This window comes from Streptomyces sp. WM6372 (genome assembly GCF_001279655.1).
Taxonomy (GTDB): Bacteria; Actinomycetota; Actinomycetes; order Streptomycetales; family Streptomycetaceae; genus Streptomyces.
In genome coordinates this window covers 40,615-60,533 of sequence record NZ_LGDB01000198.1, presented here as the reverse complement: position 1 = coordinate 60,533, position 19,919 = coordinate 40,615, and the positions used below count along the sequence as shown (strand labels likewise).

Here is a 19,919-nt window from a genome sequence, read left to right as displayed (position 1 = left end):
GCACCACACATCGACCCCCGACCCGACCCCGGGAGCTGTACACCATGTCAACGACCCAGAACCAGGAAGGCCGGCGCAAGCACCTCGGCCTCACCCTGGCGCTGCTCGCCTTCGCCCAGCTGATCATCTCCATCGACTACAACATCGTCTACGTGGCCCTGCCCGACATCGGCAGCGGACTCGGCTTCTCCGCCCAGACCCTCCAGTGGGTCGTCAGCGCCTACGCCGTCGCCTTCGGCGGGTTCCTGCTGCTCGGCGGCCGCGCCTGCGACCTCTTCGGCCCGCGCCGCATGTTCGTCCTGGGCCTCGCCCTCTACGCCGGCTCCTCCCTGCTCGGCGGTCTCGCCGGCAGCCCCGAGGTGCTGATCGCCGCCCGCGCGATCCAGGGCATCGGCGGCGCCTTCCTCTTCCCGGCGACCCTCACCCTGGTCTCCACCAGCTTCGCCGAGGGCAAGGAGCGCAACCGCGCCTTCGCCGTCTGGGGCACCGCCGGTGGCAGCGGCATGATCGTCGGCTCGCTGCTCGGCGGCGTGCTCACCCAGTCCCTCGGCTGGGAGTCGGTCTTCTACGTCAACGTGCCGCTGGCCGGCATCGCCGCGCTGCTCGCCTTCCCGCTGATCAAGCCGGACGCCGCCCGCAACACCGCCCGCAGCTTCGACCTGATGGGCGCCCTGACCTCCACGGTCGGCATCACCGCGATCGTCTTCGCCCTGGTCCAGGGTCCCGAGTCCGGCTGGGCCTCCTCCGAGGTCCTCGGCGCCCTCGCCATCGGCGTGGTCCTGCTCATCGCCTTCTTCGTCATCGAGAAGAAGTCCTCGGACCCGCTGCTGCCGCTGTCGCTCTTCAAGAACCGCAACCTCACCACCGCGGTCGGCGTGACCTTCTTCTACATGGCCACCTTCGGCACCCTGCTGTACTTCCTCACCGTCTACTTCCAGGGCGTCCACGGCTACAGCCCGCTGGAGACCGGCGTCGCCTTCCTCGTCCCGATGGTCGCCATCGCCATCGGCGCCCAGACGGCCGGTGGCCTCGCCACCAAGTACGGCATCCGCGCCATCATGGTCGGCGCCATGGTCATCGGTGTCATCGGCACCGCCATCGTCGGCGTCACCATGGCCACCGACGCCTCGTACTGGGCCCTCGTCCCCGGCCTGATCGTCATGGGCCTCGGCCAGGGCGCCGGCTACACCCTGATGTTCGGTGCCGCCGCGATCGGCGTCGCCCCCGAGGAGCAGGGCATCGCCTCCGGTGTCGCCTCGACCACCCAGCAGATCGGTGGCGCCGTCGGCCTCGCCGTCCTGGTCGCCATCGCCAACTCCGGCCTGGAGGGCCAGACGGGTGAGGCGCTGCGCAGCGCCACCACCGACGGCATCCAGAAGGCGGTCTTCATCGCCGCGGTCGGCATCGTCATCACCGGCCTGATCGCCCTGGGCCTGAAGAAGCCCGAGCAGAAGGCGCAGACCGCGCCCGTCGCCGAGCGCGAGTCACAGACCGCCGGTGTCTGATCCGGCAGCCTGACGCACCGCACGGCGAAGGCCCCTACCCGACCGGGTGGGGGCTTTCGCCGTGCGCCGTGCGCCGTGCGCCGTACCCGGTCCGCGGTCCGCGGTGCCGTGTCGTACGCCGCGGTCGGCCCGGTCCCGGAAAGGCCGCTGGGGGTGTCCCGGAGTCGGGACACCCCCAGCGGCCCGGGGCGGGGCGGGCTATACGGAGGCCAGCAGGGCCTCGGCGGAGTCGGGGAGTTCACGGCCCAGCAGGGACCGCAGCCGCGGGTAGGCCGCCGCGTCGCCGGCGAGGATCCCGCCGAGCAGGCTGTCGCCCGCCGAGTCGAGGACGAGCTTGGCGTACACCTCCCCGCCCGCGGATTCCCGTACGAATTCCAGCGCGCCCGGGGTCTGCGCGTGGGCGTCGCCGAAGGAGGCCACGTCCACGCCCATCAGCTTGAGCTTGGTGGACATGTCCGCGCCCGGGAAGCGGGCCGGGCCCTCGCCGAGCAGCTGGGAGGCGACGGCCTCCGCCATCCGGTAGCCCGGGGCCACCAGGCCGTAGCAGCGGCCCTCGACGGCCGCGCACTCGCCGACGGCCCAGACGTACGGATCCGGGGTGCGGCAGTGGTCGTCGACGAGGAAGCCGCCGCGCTCGCCGCGCGGCAGGTCCGCGGGGCCGGCCAGCGAGTCCTGCGGCCGTACCCCGGCGGAGAAGACGACGAGGCCCGTCTCGATCGACGTGCCGTCCGCGAAGACCAGGCGGGCCACCCGACCGTCGGCGCCCGCCTCGATGCGGCTGGTCGCCGCCCCCAGGTGGGTGGTGACGCCGAGCCCGGTGACGAGCCGGTCCAGGACGCGGCCGCCGCCCTCGTCGACCTGGACGGGCATCAGCCGCGGCGCCATCTCCACGACGTGCGGGGCGAGCCCCAGCAGGCGCAGGCCGTTGGCGGCCTCCAGGCCGAGGAGGCCGCCGCCGATCACCACGCCGGTGGTGGTGCGGGCGGCGGCCTCACGGATGGCGTCGAGGTCGGCGAGGGTGCGGTAGACGCAGGCGCCGGGCAGTTCGCGGCCGGGGACGGGCGGGACGAAGGGCACCGATCCGGTGGCCAGGACGAGTGCGTCGTACGGGACGCGGCCGCCGCCCTCAAGGGCGACGGTGCGCCGTTCGCGGTCAATGCCGACGGCCCTGGTGGAGGTGTGGAACTCCACCAGGGCGTCGTCGAACAGGGCCGGCTTCACCAGGCTCAGCTCGGCCGGGGTCTTGTCGTCGAGTGCGGACGAGAGCCTGACCCGGTCGTAGGCGGGGTGTCTCTCCTCTCCGAGGACCACCACCCGCCAGGTCCCGTGCCGGTCGCGGGAGCGGAGCTCCTCGACGAGGCGGTGGCCGGTCATGCCGTGTCCGATGACGACGAGGGTTCGGGTGGTCATACGTGGTGTCCTTTGCGGGGTGAGGGCCTCCGCGCGGGGTCAACTGCCGGTCGCGGCAGCGCTGCTGGAGGCCAGGGCGGTGCAGAGTGACTCCACCTGGCGGGCGCAGCCACCGCAGCCGGTGGTCGCGCGGGTGGCGTCGGCGAGCTCGGCGAGCCCGTGCGCTCCGGCGTGCCAGGCCCGGGTGAGGTCCTGATGGGTGACGTTGTTGCACAGGCAGACGACGGTTTCGGGCGTGATCTCGGCGGAGCCGGCCTTGGCCAGGCGGGGTGCGCGGCCCAGGAGCAGGCTGAGCCGGTCGCGCGGGACGGGCGCGTCGTGGACGTACAGCTCGGTCGTGGTGGCGATGGCCCGGTCGAACCCGAGGAGGACCCCGGCGGTGATGCGTTCGCCAGTCAGCTCCAGGCGCGCGTAGCGGCCGTTCGCCGGGTCGTTGAGGGTGATCGTCTCGTCGCAGGGGGCGCTGCCGGGGAGGCCGAGGACCACGAGGCCGGGGCCTGCGATACGGGGCCGCAGGACGCGGCGGGCCGGGGCCACGCCGCGGGCGCCGGAGGCGAGGTGGCGGGCCAGGGCCTCGGCCTGGGCCCAGCCGGAGGCCAGGGATCCGCCGCGGTTGCCGCGGTGTTCGGCGCAGTCGCCGATGGCGTGGATCAGCGGGTCGTCGGTGCGCATGCAGTCGTCGACGAGGATGCCGGTGCGGACGGCCAGGCCGGCGGTGCGGGCCAGGCCGGTCTCGGGCAGGACGCCCGTGCACAGCAGCAGGGTGTCGGCGGGCAGGGTGGCGCCGTCGGCGAGGGTGAGGGCGGCGGGGGCGCGGTCGGTGGCGGGGGTGTAGGCGGTGGCGGGGCTGCCCGCGACGAGCTCGACGCCGGCGGCGCTGAGCCGGTCGCGTACGAGGGCGCCCGCGGCCGCGTCCAGGAGGTGGTCCATCGGCCAGGGGCCGGGGTGGACGAGGGTGACCGGGCGGTCCTTGAGGGCCAGCGCGAACGCGGCTTCCACGCCCAGGGATCCGGCTCCCAGGATGGTCACGGGGGCCCGGGCGGCCACCACGGCCGGGGCGGTGAGCCGCGCGCAGTCGGCGAGGGTGCGCAGGACGGCGACCCCGGCGGCCGGGCTCCCGTCGGGGGTGCGCAGGCCGGGCAGGCCGGGAACGCGCGGGGTGGCTCCGGTGGCCAGGATCAGCCGGGCGTACGGGAAGACGTCCCCGTCCGCGGTGTGCACGCGGCGGCGGACCCGGTCGATGCGGACGGCGCAGACGCCGGTGCGGATCGTGGTGTCGCCGGGCGGCGGGGGCAGCTCCATCGCCTCGACCGGCAGGCTGCCGTCGAGGGCGGAGGTGAGCAGGGCCCGGTGGTAGGCCGGGGTGTCCTCGGCGCCGAGGACGGTGACGGGGTCCTCGCAGCCGAAGTGGCGCAGCCGGTCGAGGATCTGGTGGGCGGCCGGGCCGTTGCCGATGACGAGGAGCGGCGCGGTGGAGTGCGTGGTCATGGGCGGGCGTCCTGGAGGAGTGCGGGGCCGTGGCCGGGGGCCGTGGCGGTGGCGAGCACGACGCCGGTGCCGATGCCGTCGGTGGCGGTGCCGTCGTCCTGGATTCCGTCGTCCTCGAAGCCCCTCTCGGCGTCCGTCTCGGGGAATTCGAGGTCCGCCGGTTCGATCCGGACCGCGCACACCTTGAACTCGGGCATGCGGCTGCGCGGGTCGAGGGCGTCGTTGGTGAGCAGGTTGGCCCGGCCGGCGCCCGGGAAGTGGAACGGCAGGAAGACGGTGTCGGCGCGCAGGGTGGGGTCCAGGCGCACCCGGGCGAGCGTGGTGCCGCGCGCGGAGCTGACCCGGGCGTGGCCGCCTTCGGTCAGGCCGGCCCGGGCGGCCGTGTCGGGATGCACCTCGACGTGCACCTCGGGGGCGGCGGCGGTCAGCTGGGGCACCCGGCGGGTCTGCGCACCGGACTGGTACTGGGCCAGGACCCGGCCGGTGGTGGCGTACAGCGGGTGCTCGGCGTGGGTTTCCTCGGCGGGCGGGCGGTGTTCCACCTCGGCGAAGCGGGCCCGGCCGTCGGGGTGGGCGAACCGGTCGAGGAAGAGCCGGGGGGTGCCGGGGTGGGAGGGCTCGCCGTCGGGGGTCCCGGGGCAGGGCCAGTGCAGGGTCTCGCCCGCGTCGAGGCGTTCGTAGCTGATCCCCGAGTAGTCGGCGGGACCGCCCCGGGAAGCGCGGCCCAACTCCTCGAAGACGGCCCTGGGTTCGTCCGGGTAGCGCTCGGGGAGGTCGCCCAGCCGGGTGGCGAGGGCGCGCAGGACGGCGAGGTCGGAGCGGGCCCCGGGCGGCGGGTCGAGCAGTCGGCGCCGGCGCAGGACGCGGCCTTCGAGGTTGGTCAGGGTGCCCTCCTCCTCGGCCCACTGGGTGACGGGCAGCACCACGTCGGCCATGCGCGCGGTCTCGGAGGGTACGAAGTCGGCGACGACGAGCAGGTCCAGGGAGGCCAGGCGCTCGGCGACGCGGTCGGCGCGCGGGGCGGAGACCACCGGGTTGGCGCCGAAGACGAGCAGGGCGCGCGGGCCGGTGTCGGTGCCGAGGGCGCTGAGGAGTTCGTAGGCGCTGCGGCCCGGGCCCGGGATGAGTCCGGGGTCGACGCCCCAGACCTGCGCCACGTGCGCGCGGGCCGCCGGGTCGGTGATCATCCGGTAGCCGGGCAGCTGGTCGGCCTTCTGGCCGTGCTCGCGGCCGCCCTGGCCGTTGCCCTGGCCGGTGAGGCAGCCGTATCCGCCGCCCTCGCGGCCGGGCAGGCCGAGCGCGAGCGCGATGTTGATGAAGGCGGCGACGGTGTCGGTGCCCTTGCTGTGCTGTTCGGCGCCGCGTCCGGTGAGGACGTACGCGCGGTCGGCGGCGGCGAGCATCCGCACGGCCTCGCGCTGGTCGCTGACGGGTACGCCGGTGACCTTCTCCACGCGCTCGGGCCACCACGAGGCGGCGCGCTTCCACGCGGCCTCGAAGCCGGTGGTGCGGCGCTCCACGTAGGCCCGGTCGGCGTGGCCGTCGACGACGAGGATGTGCATCAGGCCGAGGGCGAGGGCCAGGTCGGTGCCGGGGCGCGGCTGGAGGTGCAGGGCCGCGCGGGCGGCGGTGGGGGTGCGGCGGGGGTCGATGACGATCAGCCGGGCGGCGCTGAGGTGGCGCATCAGCGGGGGCATCGTCTCGGCGGGGTTGGCCCCGGCGAGCAGGATCGTGTCGGCGGCCGCCAAGTCGGTGACGGGGAAGGGCAGTCCGCGGTCCAGGCCGAAGGCGGCGTTCCCGGCGGCGGCCGCCGAGGACATGCAGAAGCGGCCGTTGTAGTCGATCTGGCTGGTGCCGAGGGCGAGGCGGGCGAACTTGCCGAGGAGGTAGGCCTTTTCGTTGGTGAGGCCGCCGCCGCCGAACACGCCGACGGCGTCGGGGCCGTGCTCGGCGCGGATCCGGCCGAGGCCGGCGGCCACCGTGTCGAGGGCGGTCTCCCAGTCGGTGGGGCGCAGGGTCCCGCCGGCGTCCCGGACCATGGGGGTCCGGATCCGGTCGGGGGTGGTGAGCAGGGCGGGGGCGGTCCAGCCCTTCTGGCACAGGCCGCCGCTGTTGACGGGGAACTCCGGGTCGGGCCGGACCTCTGCTCCGCCCGCCGGGTCGGCGCGGCTCAGCAGGGTGCCGCATTGCAGGGCGCAGTACGGGCAGTGGGTCCGTACCGTCCCGGACTCGTCGGCGTCGGCGGGCCCGGGACGGTCAGACACGGACGTTCTCCGGGCGGGTGGCGGCGGCCGCCGCCGTCTGCTGCTGCGGCTGCTGCTGCGGGGCCGGGGCGCCGGCCCGCTCGCGGCGTACGTACACCGTCCAGACGACGGCGGCGCAGAGGGCGTAGTAGCCGAGGAAGGACAGGAAGGCGGGGGTGCCGTTGCTCGCGCCGCCGCTGTAGGCGCCGCGGAAGGCGAGGTTGATGGCGACTCCGCCGAGCGCGCCGATCGCGCCCGAGATGCCGATGGCGGCGCCCGACAGGCGGCGGGCGGCGGCGAAGGCGCGGGTGGCGTCCTGGCCTTCCACGATGCGGGCCTCGGCCTGGCGGGTGAAGGCCGCGGGGATCAGCTTGTAGGTGGAGCCGTTGCCGATGCCGCTGAGGACGAAGAGGGCGGTGAATCCGGCGATGAAGATCGTCAGGGAGTCGCGCGCCGAGGCGAGGAGCAGCACCCCGGTGCCGGCTCCCATGCCGGCGAAGGTGATGAGGGTGATGCGGGCGCCGCCGAACCGGTCGGCGAGCCAGCCGCCGAGGGGGCGGGAGAAGGAGCCGAGCAGCGGGCCGAGGAAGGTGTACGAGGCCGCCTGGAGCGGAGTGGAGCCGAACTGGGTCTGCAGGACCAGCCCGAAGGCGAACCCGTAGCCGATGAACGAGCCGAAGGTGCCGATGTAGAGGAGGGAGATGAGCCAGGTGTCGCGCTGGGCGAGGGCCTCGCGCTGGGCGCCCGGGTCGGTCCGTACGGTCGCGATGTTGTCCATCTTCAACGCGCAGACGAGGGAGACGAGCACGATGAGCGGCAGGTAGCAGGCGGCGATGTACGCCGGGTGGGTGTCACCCGCGGTGGAGATGACGAGCAGGCCCAGCAGCTGGACGGCGGCGACGCCGAGGTTGCCGCCGCCCGCGTTGAGGCCGAGGGCCCAGCCCTGGTGGCGGCGCGGGAAGAAGCCGGTGATGTTGGTCATCGAGGAGGCGAAATTGCCGCCGCCGACCCCGCCGAGTGCGCTGATCAGCAGGAACACCCAGAGCGGAGTGCCGGGGCGCTGGATGAAGAACACGGTGAGCGTGGCCGGCACCAGCAGGATCGCCGAGGCGAAGACGGTCCAGTTGCGGCCGCCGAACCGGGTGACGGCGTAGCTGTACGAGGGGCGCAGGAGGGCGCCGACGAGCGTGGGGGTGACGACGAGGAGGAACTTCTCGTCGGGCGCGAAGCCGAGGCCGATCCTGGGCGTCATGAACAGCACCAGGACCGACCACATGCTCCAGATGGAGAAGCCGATGTGCTCGGAGACGACGGACAGGTAGAGGTTGCGCAGGGCGATGCGCTTGCCGCCCCGCTCCCAGTACTGCTCGTCCTCGGCGTCCCAGTCCTCGATCCAGCGCCCCTTGGCTGATCGCGTGGCTGCTCTCTCGGCACTCATGACCTGGTTTCTCCCTTGTCTGTCAGACGGTTGGTCCGCGGGGTGGCGACTGGGGTACGCCGGCCAGCGCGCGGTCGACGAGGGCGCCGGCGGCGCCGCTGTACCCGGCCGGGTCGCAGAGCTGCGCGATGTACTGCGCGTCGAGTCCGTGCCCGGACGCGGACATCCCGGTGAGCACGGTGCCCAGGGGCTGCCCGCCGGCGGCGGCGGTGGCCGAGGCCTCGGTCAGCAGCTGCTTCGCGGCGGCCTTGCCCAGGCGCGGGGCGAGGCGGGCGGCGATCCGCTCGGAGACCACCTGGCCGCCGGTGAGGTCGAGGTTCTCGCGCATCCGGCCGGACCGGACCTCCAGCCCCTCGGCGAGTTCCACCGCGGTGTGGGCGGCGCCGCCGGCCAGCCGCAGGCACTCGCGCAGCAGCTGCCACTCGGCGTGCCAGACGCCGGCGGCGCGCTCGTCCTCGGTGACCAGGCACTGGGTCAGTCCGGCGGCGATCACCGGAACTTGGAGGGCCGCCGACCGGATCAGCGTGGCGAGCACCGGGTTGCGCTTGTGCGGCATGGCCGAGGAGCTGCCGCGGCCGGCCGCGGTGGGTTCGGCGACCTCGCCCACCTCGGTCCGGGTCAGCGCCTGCACGTCGACCGCGATCTTGCCGAGGGCGCCGGCGGTGAAGGCCAGCGCGGCGGCGAGATCGGCGAGGGGGGTGCGCAGGGCGTGCCAGGGCAGCACCGGGCGGGCGAGTCCGGTCTCGGCGGCGAAGGCGTCGACGAGCCGGTCGAGGTAGGGGTGGGCGGTGTCGGCCGCCACGTCGGGGCGGTCGATGTCGGCGTACTCGAGGTAGCCGGCGAGGGTGCCCGCGGCCCCGCCGAGCGAGACCGGCAGGCCCTCGTCCAGGACGCGGGCCAGGCGGGCGTCGGCGTCGAGGACCAGGGCGCGCCAGCCCGCGGCCTTGAGCCCGAAGGTGGTGGGGACGGCGTGCAGGGCCAGGGTGCGGCCCGGCATCAGGGTGTCGCGGTGGGTGCGGGCGAGGCCCGCCAGGGCCTGCGCGGTCCGGGCGAGGTCCGCCCGGACCAGGCGCAGGGCCCTGGCCGCCACCAGCATGGCGCCGGTGTCGAAGATGTCCTGGCTGGTGGAGCCCCGGTGGACGAAGTCCGCGGCTTTCGGATCGATGCCGCGGACCACCGCGGTGAGGGCCTGGACCAGGCCCACCACCGGGTTCGCGGTCTCCCGCGAGGCGAGCGCGAGGGCCCTCAGGTCGAACCGCTCGGCCCGGGCGGCTTCGGTGATGACGGCCGCGGCTTCCCCCGGGAGGGTGCCGAGGCTCGCCTGGGCCCGGGCCAGGGCGGCCTCGGCGTCGAGCATGGCCTGCAGCCATGCCCGGTCGCCGACGGCCGCCTCGACCGCGGTGCCGGCCCGCACCGGAGAGAGCAGGCCGGCGTCCACGAGAAGACCCTCGTCGGTCATACGATCACGCCGGGCAGGGTGTCGTCGGCCGACACGTTGGTCACCGCGCGGATCCCGGCCGGCAGGCTCGCGAGCGGCGGCAGGGCCAGGACGGCGCGGGCGATGGCGTCGGAGTCGCCGAGCGTCACCGAGTCCACGCCGGGCCGGATGCCGGCGGCCGTGACCCAGTGCACGGACTCGGTCGGCACCCCGTAGGCGAAGCGGCGCGCGTGGGCGGTGCCGCGCGCGTCGATGAGCCGGTACGGGCGCTCGGTGACCGCGAGGCCGCCGGTCTGGTAGCCGCCCTGCTCGCCCGAGATGACGTACGGCTTGGCCTGGTCGGTGTCCAGCAGGTGCTGGAGCAGCGGGTCGGAGGTGCGCCGCAGGTCGGGCTCGGGCAGCCGGGACTCGATGAGCACCTGCGCCTTGATCTGCGGGCCGGGCACCGACGTGGACGCGGCCACGTACGTCTGGGCGTCGGTGTCGATGCGGACCTGGGTGCCGGGGCCGGTGATCGTCAGGATGCCGGCCTCGATGAGGGCGATCATCTCCTCGATGCGGGTGGCCGGCGGGCCGATGGAGAGGAAGCCGTTGAGCGGGGTGTACCAGCCCTCCAGGTCGTCGCGGTGCGAGTCCCCGTCGAGGCCGCCGTGGTCGACGGCGAGCCGGACCTCGTTGCGCAGGTCGCGCAGGACGTCAAGGGCCGACTTGACCGGGCCGCTGATGTTGCCCTGGCGGGCGGCGGCGACGTCGGCCGCGAGGTACCCCACCAGCCAGCTCTGGAAGTCGTCACGGTCGGCGAACTGCCTGTCGCCGTAGGGGACGGAGAGCTTCTCCCAGCTCCAGTGCTGCTCCTCGGGGATGCCGTACTCGGCGAGCAGCCAGCCGCGGGCCTCGTTGTCCTCGGTCTCCAGGTAGCGCTCGGTGAACGCCTCGCGCTCCTCCGGCTGGCCGTTCGCGGCGAGCAGGGCGCCGTAGTAGACGCTCTCGACCTCCAGGGAGATGAAGGGCCACAGGTCTTCCTTGAAGGTGACCCGGCCGCCGGAGGCGGCCCGCTCGCGCAGGGCGCGCACGTAGTCCGGGGTCAGCAGCTTGGGGAAGTAGCGGCCGTACGCGCCCTTCTCGTTGTCGCCGCGGGCGTGGTACGGGATGCCGCGCCGGGAGAAGGCGTAGAGCCGGGGTTCCTGCCCGGACGGCTGGTAGGTGAGCTTGCCGTCCTCGTCGCGGACGAAGGAGCCGCCGCGGCCGTGGCTGAACAGGGCCATGTAGTCGAAGAAGTTCAGGCCCAGGCCGCGGACGAGCACCGTCTGGCCGGGCTTGATCGCCGCGAGGTCCTTGTCGGCGGGGTTGCCCGGCGTCAGGTAGGTCAGGTAGTGGATGCGCGCCAGGGACGCGGTGCGCGCCTCGCGCGGGGTCAGCCGGGCCGGGACGTGGCCCTGGGCCAGGATGATGGCGTCGAGGTCGTTGAGGCGGGTGCCGTCCTGGAGCCGGACGCCCTGCGGGCCGCCGGAGATGCCGAGGGTGTCGGCGATGGCCACGGCGCGCGAGCGGTGGACGTGGACGGTGACGTGCTTGGGGGCGCCGACGATGACGCGCTGGAAGCACTCGCTGAGGTAGTTCCCGTAGAAGGCGCGGGTCGGGTACGTGTCCGGGCCCATGGCCGCGGCCTCGGCGAGGGTGCCCTCGTCGTAGTCGCCGAACTGGCCCAGCACGGAGAGGGACTTGGCCCACTCGAACAGGGTCGGACCGGGCTCGATCGGGCCGTCGATCTTGCAGCTGTCGTCGGTGTAGACGGTGATCTGGCAGGCGACGGTGTTCATCAGCAGGTGGCGGGACTGGCCGGAGCGCCAGACCTGGCCGGCGCCGGGCGCGGCCGGGTCCACGACGTGGATGGCGACCGAGTCGTGGACGGGGTTCTCCCGCTCGTTGGCGACCAGGCGCTCGACGACGGACAGGCCGCGGGGGCCTGCGCCGACGACGGCTATCTCTACGGACGAGCTGCTCATGCGATATCTCCGATGCTGTGGGTATGCAGGGTGGGAGCCGGGCCTGTGCGGTGGCGGGCCGGGCGCGGTGGCGCGGCGGGCTTCACCGGGGCGCTCAGGCGGCGTCGGCTTTGACCTCGGTTCCGGTTGCGGTTGCGGCCTCGGTGTCGGTTCCGGTCTCGCCGTCCGTCCCGCCCGCGACCAGTCGCGCGAGTTCGAGGCGCTTGATCTTGGTGGTGGCGGTCTGCGGGACGTCCTCGAGGCGCCACTGGACCGGGGCGGCGAGCTTCGGCAGGCCGATGACCGCGGACTTCCACGCGATCAGGTCGAGCGGCTTGTCGTCGCGGGTGCAGACGACGGGGACCGGGACGCCGTCGGCGCCGGGGATGATGATGACCTCGATGAGCTCGTGCAGCCGGGTGAAGAGCTTGTCCTCGATCTCCAGGGTCGAGCCGATGCCCGGGATCTCGTCGACCTCGCGGTCGAGCAGGTGCAGGCAGCCCCACTTGGTGCGGTAGCCCAGGTCGCCCATGCGCCACCAGCCGTCGTGGACCTGCTTCTCCCAGCGCTCGTGCTCGGAGAGGTAGGTGATGATGCGGCCGTCGGACTTGATCTCGATGAAGCCGGGGTTCGTCTTGGTGACGGGGTTGCCGTCGCGGCTGACGACGCGGACGCCGGTCATGCCGGGGAACGGGGATCCGACGCAACGGCCGTCGAAGTCCGCGCCGCCCTTGCGGGTGTAGGTGCGGGCCGCGATGGGGCCGACCTCGCTCTGGCCGTAGGCCTGGGCGAAGAGCGCGTTCTTCCGCTTGCTCGCCTTGAGCAGGATGCTGACCGTGCGCGGGTGGATCGCGTCGAAGGTGGAGCTGAAGTACTTGACGTTGGCGAGGGGCCCGCGGGGGTCCTCGGCCAGCTCCTCCCAGCGCAGGAAGGTGTTGGGGTGGGCCTCGATGAACCCGGGCGGGACCTGGGAGAAGATGTCGCCGACGGTCTCCGGGTCGTCCTCCTTGAGGACGATCAGGGTGTGGCCCTGGAGGATCGAGATCGGCATCGCCGTGAACATCCGCGAGTGGACGAACGAGACGTGCACGGCGACGGGTTCGCGCTTGGCGACGGCCGAGAAGACCGTGGCCTGCGGGCGGTAGCGGGCCTCGAAGGTGTGGCCGGTGTGGACGGCGAGCTTCGGGGTTCCGGTGGTGCCCGAGGTGTGCGTGATCAGGGTGGGGTGGTCCGGCGGCATCGGGATGGCCGGGACGCGCGTGGCACCCGCGAGCGAGGCCAGTTCGATGGCCTTGCCGAAGGAACCCGTGGTCAGCAGCACCTCGGCCGTGATGTCGAAGATCTCGGCCGGCAGGTTGTGGTCGAGCTTTTCCTGGTCGGTGATCAGGAAGGGGTGGTCGATGCGGCGGACCAGCGTCGCGACCGTCTCGCCGTCCAGCTTCGGGGACAGCAGGGCCGGGATCGCGCCGATGCGGGCGATCGCGCAGGCCAGCAGGGAGATGTCGAAGCCGTCGGACTTGTGCACGACGACGTGGTGGTTGGGCCGTACGCCGACCGACCACAGGCGGGAGGCGAAGTCGTCGATCAGGTCCGCGAGTTCGGTGAAGGTGGGGCGGCGCCCGAGCTGCGGGGCGATGTCCAGGTCGTGGTCCATGACCACGAGGCCCGCGGGGGTGCGGGCGGCCGCTCGGTCGAAGAGCGTACCCAGCCGGATGCCCTTGTTTCCTATGCGCTGGAGAAGCATGGCCTCGTTCTCTCAAGAGTGTCTTCGATGGCGTACGGGGAGTGGGCCGGCACCGGGTGGGAGGCCGGTGCCGGCGTCCGGGTGCGACAACGCAGGCTCAGCGGCCTTCGACGACGTCGCGGATGCGGGCGAGGGTGGCGTCGAGGTCCCCTTCGAGCTTCTCGGTCCAGTCGGTGATGAACTGCTTGCGCTGGACCTCGTCGAGGTCGGCGACGATCTTGTGGATGCCGGCCGTCGCCTTGCCCATGCGGAAGTGGTGGACGAGGACCGAGCCCTGCTGCGCCGGCTCGATGTCGAAGCCCCAGATGGACTCCTGGTCCTCCTGGGCGTGGGTCAGCATCACCCAGCGGAAGGTGCGGCCGGGCTCGGCCGCCGTGATGCGGGCCTCGGTGTACCAGGTGCCGCGGACCAGCGGGGCCCAGCCGACGACGTCCTCGGCGCGCAGGTTCTCGCCGCGGAAAATCGCGCCGACGCTGGAGGGTTCACCGGAAATCCACTCGCCGCCCTGGCATTCCGGGCTCCACTCGGCGCTCCGGGTCAGGTCGCTGACGACGTCGTAGATCTCCTGCGCGGTGGCCGCGACGGGAATGTCCGCGCGGACCTCGAAAAGCGGGGTCGAGTCGATGATGGAGTTCGTCATGGCCGAAATACTGCTGCTCGCGCATTCACCGCTCAAGGCTCTTATCGCGGGTCCATCAGGTCTTTTACCCGTGTATTGCACAAGGAAATTCAAGACATGCGGGAGCGGCGCCGGGATAATGGTTCCACGGCGCCGCCGAAAGCTTATTTCCGCAGCTTTTCCCGTAGCTTTTTACGTCAGGAACGGGCGCGCAGCACCAGCTTTCCCGTCACCTTGCCCTCGTCCAGCAGGCGGTGTGCCTGCGCCGCCTCCGACAGCGGCAGCACCTCGGTGCCGCGCGGCCGCAGCAGCCCGGCCGCCGTCAGCTTGTTGACGTGGGCCGCGGCGGCGGCCAGCCGGCCCGCGGTGGCGTGCGAGATGGCGAACCCGCGGACCGAACAGTCCTTGAGGTAGAGCGGTCCCACCGGCAGCACGGGACGGGTCCGCATCCCCGAGAGCAGCACGATCCGGCCGCGGCTGGCGAGCAGGTCCACCGCGGTGTCCAGGTCGTTGCGGGCCGAGGTGTCGACGTGGATGTCCACCCCGTCCGGGCTGAGTTCCCGGATCCGGCCCGGCACGTCGGGGTCGTTGTAGTCGATGACCTCGGCCGCGCCGAGCTCCCGTACGTAGTCGAAGTCGCGCGGCGAGGACGTGGCGATGACCCGGGCTCCGGCCTGGGCGGCCATCGTGACCAGCGCACTGCCCACGTTGCCCGCGGCCCCCAGCACCAGCACGGTGTCGCCGGCGCTGATCTGCCCCTGGTCGAAGAGGGCCAGGTAGGCCGTGACGGCGGGGTGCGCGAGGGCCACCGCGTCGACCGGGTCCACCCCCTCGGGCAGCGGGTAGAGCCGGTCGGCCGGGACGACGGCCTGCTCGGCGGCCGCGCCCTGGCGGCCGTCGTGCCCGAGGCTGTTGCACCAGACCCGGTCCCCCGGCGCGAAGCGGTGGGCGACCTCGGGGCCGGCGGCCAGCACCGTACCGACCAGGTCCCTGCCGATCACGAAGGGGAAGGCGAGCGGGGTGCGCCAGGCACCCGAGCGGACGAAGGTGTCGACGTGGTTGACGGACACGACGTCGACCTCGACGAGCACGTCGGACGGCCCCGGCTGCGGAGCGGGCAGCTCACCGAAGCGGATGAGCTCCGCGGGACCCAGCTGTTCGATATAGGCGGCATGCATGGTTCGGATTCTGTTCGCAGCGGCCGCCACAGGAAACCCCGTGCCGCTTTTCAGTCAGGTGTGAGTTAACCGATCACCGGCGGCTTTGTCAGGTGCGGCCGCCCCACCTGACGGAGTGACCATCGCCCGGTGGGTGCCGCCCCAATTACCCAGCAGCATCGATAATCCGCCACCCCTCAGTTCTGCCCATACGCCAGACTTGGGCCCATTTCCTGGGAGTTTCCTGTGGTTACAGCTTCACTCACCGTCAGAAAAGCGTCGGCCCTCCAACAGCCCGACTGGGCCGATTTCCCCGACCTGGCCAAAGTAAAGGACGACCTTTCCCAGCGTCCCGCTCTGGTCAATGCCGGAGACGTCCGCCGCCTGCGCTCCCACCTCGCACGGGTGGCCGCCGGCGAGGCCTTCATCGTCCAGGCGGGCGACTGCGCCGAGGACCCGGCGGAGTGCGACGCGGGCTACATCGCGCGCAAGTCCGCCCTCCTGGACATGCTCGCCGGCACCCTGAAGATGATCACGCACAAGCCGGTGGTCCGGATCGGGCGGCTCGCCGGCCAGTTCGCCAAGCCGCGCTCGCGCCCGACCGAGGTCGTGGACGGGGTCGAACTGCCCGTCTACCGCGGCCACATGGTCAACGGCCCCGACGCCGGCCTGGCCGACCGCCTGCCCGACCCCTTCCGCCTGCTCTCCGGCTACCGCGCCGCCGCGCAGGCCATGGCCCACCTCGGCTGGACCGACCCGGCCCGCCGCTCCGGCATCTGCCCGCCGGTGTGGACCAGCCACGAGGCGCTGCTCCTCGACTACGAACTGCCCATGATGCGCTGGGACGAGGAGGGCAGCCCGATGCTGACCTCGACCCACTTCCCGTGGATCGGCGAGCGCACCCGCCAGATCGACGGCCCCCACGTGGACATGCTGGCCGGGGTCGTCAACCCGGTCGCCTGCAAGGTGGGCCCGTCGATGGAGCCGGAGGAGCTCATCGAGCTCTGCCGGCGCCTCGACCCCTGGCGCGAGCCCGGCCGCCTCACCCTGATCGCCCGCATGGGCGCCGACCTGGTCGCCGAGCGCCTGCCGGCGCTCGTGGACGCGGTCCGGCAGGCCGGACACCCCGTGATCTGGCTGACCGACCCCATGCACGGCAACACCTTCTCCGCCCCCGGCGGTCACAAGACCCGTCTCGTCACCACCGTCGTCAAGGAGATCCAGGGCTTCCAGACGGCCGTGGCCCAGGGCGGCGGGATCGCGGGCGGGCTCCACCTGGAGACCACCCCGGACGACGTCACCGAGTGCGCGACCGGTGAGGACCGGCTGGACACGGTCGGAGAGAAGTACACGAGCCTGTGCGACCCCCGCCTCAATCCGAACCAGGCCTACGCCGTGGTGACGCAGTGGCGAGCCTGAACCAGCAGGGAGATTGGACATGGAGAACAAGGTCGCCCTCGTCACAGGAGCCGCGGGAGGTATCGGCCTTGCCGTAGCCCGCCTGCTCGCCGAGGAGGGCGCGACGGTGGCCGCCGTGGACCGGGACGCCGACCGGCTGCGGGAGTCGGTGGAGAAGCTGGCCGCCGACGGACTGGACGTCCACGCCCACCCGGCCGACGTCACCGTCACCGAGCAGGTCGAGGCCGTGGTGGACACGGTCGAGTCCGAACTCGGCCCGCTGGACTTCCTCGTCAACACGGCGGGGATCCTGCGCCTGGGCGAGGTACGGGACTTCAGCGACGAGGACTGGCTGCAGACCTTCGAGGTCAACGTCAGCGGCGTCTTCCGGCTGTCCCGCGCCGCCGTCAACCGGATGATCCCCCGCAACCGCGGGGCCATCGTCACCGTCGCCTCGAACGCGTCGGGCACCCCGCGTACCGCCATGGGGGCCTACGGCGCGTCCAAGGCCGCCGCGACCATGCTGACCAAGACGCTCGGCCTGGAAGTGGCCAAGCACAACATCCGCTGCAACGTCGTCGCCCCCGGATCCACCGACACGGCGATGCTCGCCTCCATGTGGGAGGACGAGCAGGGCCCCGCGAGGACCATCGCGGGCAGCCCCGATTCCTTCAAGGTCGGCATCCCGCTGGGCAAGCTCGCCCGGACCAACGACATTGCCGAATCCGTGCTGTTCCTGCTCTCCGACCGCGCGGCACACATCACCCTGCACGTCCTCACCGTGGACGGCGGAGCCACGCTCGGCGCCTGAGCCCGACCCGCCCGGCACGCCCACCCGTCCCCCCTTCCGCCCCAGCGCAGCCCTTTTGAGGAACAGACATCCGAGAGGACATTCATGGCCGGCATACCGACCATCGAGCCCTATCCCCTCCCGACCGCGGGAGACATCCCCCCGTCCGTACCGCAGTGGTCGTTCGACCCGGAACGAGCCGTGCTGCTCGTCCACGACATGCAGCGCTACTTCCTCGCACCCTTCCCCGAAGGACTGCGCGCCGAGCTGACCGACAACGCCGTACTGCTGCGTGAGCACTTCAAGGCCCACGGCGCGCCCGTCGCCTACACCGCCCAGCCGGGCGGCATGACCCCCGAGCAGCGCGGGCTGCTCGCGGACATCTGGGGTCCCGGTATGCGTACGACGCCCGAGGACCGCGAGGTCGTCCCCGCGCTCGCCCCCGCCCCCGAGGACTGGGTCTGCACCAAGTGGCGCTACAGCGCCTTCTTCAACACCGACCTGCTGGAGCGCATGCGCGCCGCCGGCCGGGACCAGCTCGTCATCTGCGGTGTCTACGCGCACGTCGGCGTGCTGACCACGGCCATCGAGTCCTTCAGCCACGACATCCAGACCTTCCTGGTCGCGGACGCGATCGGCGACTTCAGCGAGCTGGAGCACCGGCTGGCCATCGACTACGCGTCCAAGCGGTGCGCGGTCGTCACCACCGCCAAGGAGATCGCCGGATGACCTCACCGCTGCTGGCCCGCGTCCTGGGCCCCAACCCGCCCCCCTTCGCCCTCCTCTACCGCCCCGAGGCCACCGGCCCCGGGATCCTCGACGTGATCATCGGCGAGAGCGCCACCGTGGACTCGCTGGCGCAGCTGCGTGCGTCAGGTGCCGCGGACGCCGCGGCCGCTCCGGCCGCTCCGGCCGCCGGCGGCTCCCGGCACGAGGTGCTCGCGCTGATCCCGTACCGGCAGATCTCCGAGCGGGGCTTCGCCGCCCCCGACGAGGACACCCCGCTGGTCGCGATGACCGTCACCGGGCAGGAGCGGATCTCGCTCGTCGAGGCGCTCTCCCGGATCCCCGACCTGCCGATCGAACTCGAAGGAGGAGCGTTCGACGTCTCCGACGAGGAGTACGCGGACACCGTGCGCCGGGTGATCGCGGACGAGATCGGCGAGGGCGCGGGCGCCAACTTCGTCCTCAAGCGGTCCTGGACCACCGGCATCCGCGCGTACTCCACCGGCCACGCGCTGACCCTCTTCCGGCGGCTGCTGGAGAAGGAGTCGGGCGCGTACTGGACCTTCGTCGTGCACACCGGCGAGCGCACGCTCGTCGGCGCCAGTCCCGAGCGGCACGTCAGCCTCCGCGAGGGCACCGCCGTCATGAACCCGATCAGCGGCACCTACCGCTATCCGGCGGCCGGGCCCTCGCTGCCGGAGGTCATGGACTTCCTCGCCGACACCAAGGAGGTCGACGAGCTCTACATGGTGGTGGACGAGGAACTGAAGATGATGGCCCGGATCTGCGAGGGCGGTGCCCGCGTCGACGGGCCGTACCTCAAGGAGATGGCCCGCCTCGCCCACACCGAGTACTTCATCGAGGGCCGCAGTACGCGCCCCCCGGAGGAGATCCTGCGCGAGACCCTGTTCGCCCCGACCGTCACCGGCAGCCCGCTGGAGAGCGCGGCCCAGGTGATCGCCAAGTACGAGCCCCAGGGCCGCGGTTACTACAGCGGCGTACTGGCGCTGATCGGCCGCGACGAGCAGGGCGGGGACGCGCTGGACTCGTCCATCCTGATCCGCACGGCCGACATCGGCGCCGGCGGCGAGGTCCGCATCGGGGTCGGCGCCACCCTGGTGCGCCACTCCGACCCGTGGTCGGAGGTGGCCGAGACCGCGGCCAAGGCCGCCGGGCTGCTCGCGGCCCTCGAATCGGGGGGCGGCCCGACCCGGTTCGCCACCCATCCCACCGTCCGCGCCGCACTGGAGGACCGCAACCGCACGATCGCCGGCTACTGGCTCAAGGAGGACCAGGACCGGGCGGCCGTGGATCCCGAGCTGGCCGGCCGAACGGTGCTGGTGGTGGACGCCGAGGACACGTTCACGGCGATGATCGCCCGCCAACTGGACTCCATCGGCCTGGACGTGACGATCCGCCGCTACGACGAGGCGTACTCGTTCGACGGGCACGACCTGGTGGTGATGGGCCCCGGCCCGGGCGACCCCCGGGACGGCTCCCACCCCAAGATCGACCACCTGCGCACGGCGATACGGAACCTGCTGGACGAGCGGCGGCCCTTCCTGGCCGTCTGCCTCAGCCACCAGGTGCTGTCCACCGCGCTCGGCTTCGATCTGGTCCGCCGCGGCGAGCCCAACCAGGGCGTGCAGAAGGAGATCGACTTCTTCGGCAGACCGGAACGGGTCGGCTTCTACAACACCTTCGCCGCCCGCTCCCTGGTCGACTCGGCCGTCGTCCCCGGTGTCGGGCTCGTGGACATCAGCCGCGATCCGCAGACCGGGGAGGTGCACGCGCTGCGCGGCCCGCACTTCGCGTCGATGCAGTTCCACGCCGAGTCGGTGCTGACCCAGAACGGACCGCGCATCACCGGGGACCTCCTGTCCTCGCTGACGGCGCGGATGCTCGCCGCCTGACGCGGCGCGGGGCGGTCCGGCCCGCCCGGACCGCCCCGCGACCCCGTACCTGACAAGGTCCCACG

14 protein-coding genes are annotated in these 19,919 nt (G+C 72.7%); 5 read left to right on the top strand and 9 right to left on the bottom strand.

Going from position 1 to position 19,919, the window contains the following annotated elements; translation table 11 throughout:
• The first annotated feature begins 44 nt into the window (after nucleotides 1-44).
• Nucleotides 45-1,505, top strand: coding sequence for an MFS transporter (locus ADK52_RS23890; RefSeq protein ID WP_053691886.1), 1,461 nt, complete (start codon nucleotides 45-47; stop codon nucleotides 1,503-1,505).
• A 198-nt stretch (nucleotides 1,506-1,703) separates the two neighbouring features.
• Here the strand turns inward: ADK52_RS23890 and ADK52_RS23885 are convergent, their stop codons facing one another.
• The 9 genes from ADK52_RS23885 to ADK52_RS23845 all read right to left on the bottom strand — a co-directional run bounded on the left by ADK52_RS23885 (nucleotide 1,704) and on the right by ADK52_RS23845 (nucleotide 15,048).
• Entirely contained in the window at nucleotides 1,704-2,915 is a 1,212-nt protein-coding gene (locus ADK52_RS23885) for an NAD(P)/FAD-dependent oxidoreductase (protein WP_053691885.1), read from the bottom strand.
• A gap of 39 nt (nucleotides 2,916-2,954) precedes the next feature.
• Nucleotides 2,955-4,403 (bottom strand): FAD-dependent oxidoreductase, encoded by a 1,449-nt coding sequence (locus ADK52_RS23880; protein ID WP_053691884.1) that lies wholly within the window; start codon nucleotides 4,401-4,403, stop codon nucleotides 2,955-2,957.
• Nucleotides 4,400-6,667, bottom strand: a complete 2,268-nt coding sequence (locus ADK52_RS23875) for a molybdopterin oxidoreductase family protein (RefSeq protein ID WP_078988554.1) — start codon at nucleotides 6,665-6,667, stop codon at nucleotides 4,400-4,402. The genes ADK52_RS23880 and ADK52_RS23875 overlap by 4 nt, the downstream gene beginning before the upstream one ends.
• Nucleotides 6,660-8,084 carry an MFS transporter gene (locus tag ADK52_RS23870; protein ID WP_053691883.1) on the bottom strand — a complete coding sequence of 475 codons (1,425 nt, stop codon included), beginning with the start codon at nucleotides 8,082-8,084 and terminating at the stop codon, nucleotides 6,660-6,662. The genes ADK52_RS23875 and ADK52_RS23870 overlap by 8 nt, the downstream gene beginning before the upstream one ends.
• 22 nt (nucleotides 8,085-8,106) lie before the next feature.
• Nucleotides 8,107-9,543 carry a lyase family protein gene (locus ADK52_RS23865; protein ID WP_053691882.1) on the bottom strand — a complete coding sequence of 479 codons (1,437 nt, stop codon included), beginning with the start codon at nucleotides 9,541-9,543 and terminating at the stop codon, nucleotides 8,107-8,109.
• The gene (locus tag ADK52_RS23860; RefSeq protein WP_053691881.1) at nucleotides 9,540-11,528 is read right to left on the bottom strand and encodes an FAD/NAD(P)-binding protein; all 1,989 of its coding nucleotides are present in this window, start codon (nucleotides 11,526-11,528) and stop codon (nucleotides 9,540-9,542) included. Before ADK52_RS23860 ends, ADK52_RS23865 begins: the two co-directional genes overlap by 4 nt.
• Nucleotides 11,529-11,622: 94 nt before the next feature.
• On the bottom strand, nucleotides 11,623-13,251 hold the full coding sequence (locus ADK52_RS23855) for a class I adenylate-forming enzyme family protein (RefSeq protein WP_078988553.1): 1,629 nt from the start codon (nucleotides 13,249-13,251) through the stop codon (nucleotides 11,623-11,625).
• A gap of 97 nt (nucleotides 13,252-13,348) precedes the next feature.
• Nucleotides 13,349-13,891, bottom strand: coding sequence for an SRPBCC family protein (locus ADK52_RS23850; RefSeq protein WP_053691880.1), 543 nt, complete (start codon nucleotides 13,889-13,891; stop codon nucleotides 13,349-13,351).
• Nucleotides 13,892-14,067: 176 nt separating this feature from the next.
• Entirely contained in the window at nucleotides 14,068-15,048 is a 981-nt protein-coding gene (locus ADK52_RS23845; protein ID WP_053691879.1) for an NADPH:quinone reductase, read from the bottom strand.
• 225 nt (nucleotides 15,049-15,273) lie between these two features.
• Here ADK52_RS23845 and ADK52_RS23840 point away from each other — a divergent pair, with 225 nt between their 5' ends.
• The 4 genes from ADK52_RS23840 (at nucleotide 15,274) to ADK52_RS23825 (ending at nucleotide 19,854) form a co-directional block, all read left to right on the top strand.
• A complete protein-coding gene (locus ADK52_RS23840) occupies nucleotides 15,274-16,446 on the top strand; it encodes a 3-deoxy-7-phosphoheptulonate synthase (RefSeq protein WP_053691878.1) in 1,173 nt (390 codons plus the stop codon).
• 19 nt (nucleotides 16,447-16,465) lie between these two features.
• On the top strand, nucleotides 16,466-17,236 hold the full coding sequence (locus tag ADK52_RS23835) for a 2,3-dihydro-2,3-dihydroxybenzoate dehydrogenase (protein WP_053691877.1): 771 nt from the start codon (nucleotides 16,466-16,468) through the stop codon (nucleotides 17,234-17,236).
• An 84-nt stretch (nucleotides 17,237-17,320) separates the two neighbouring features.
• Entirely contained in the window at nucleotides 17,321-17,944 is a 624-nt protein-coding gene (locus tag ADK52_RS23830) for an isochorismatase family protein (RefSeq protein ID WP_030160668.1), read from the top strand.
• Nucleotides 17,941-19,854 carry an anthranilate synthase family protein gene (locus ADK52_RS23825; RefSeq protein ID WP_053691876.1) on the top strand — a complete coding sequence of 638 codons (1,914 nt, stop codon included), beginning with the start codon at nucleotides 17,941-17,943 and terminating at the stop codon, nucleotides 19,852-19,854. Before ADK52_RS23830 ends, ADK52_RS23825 begins: the two co-directional genes overlap by 4 nt.
• Nucleotides 19,855-19,919 lie beyond the last annotated feature (65 nt).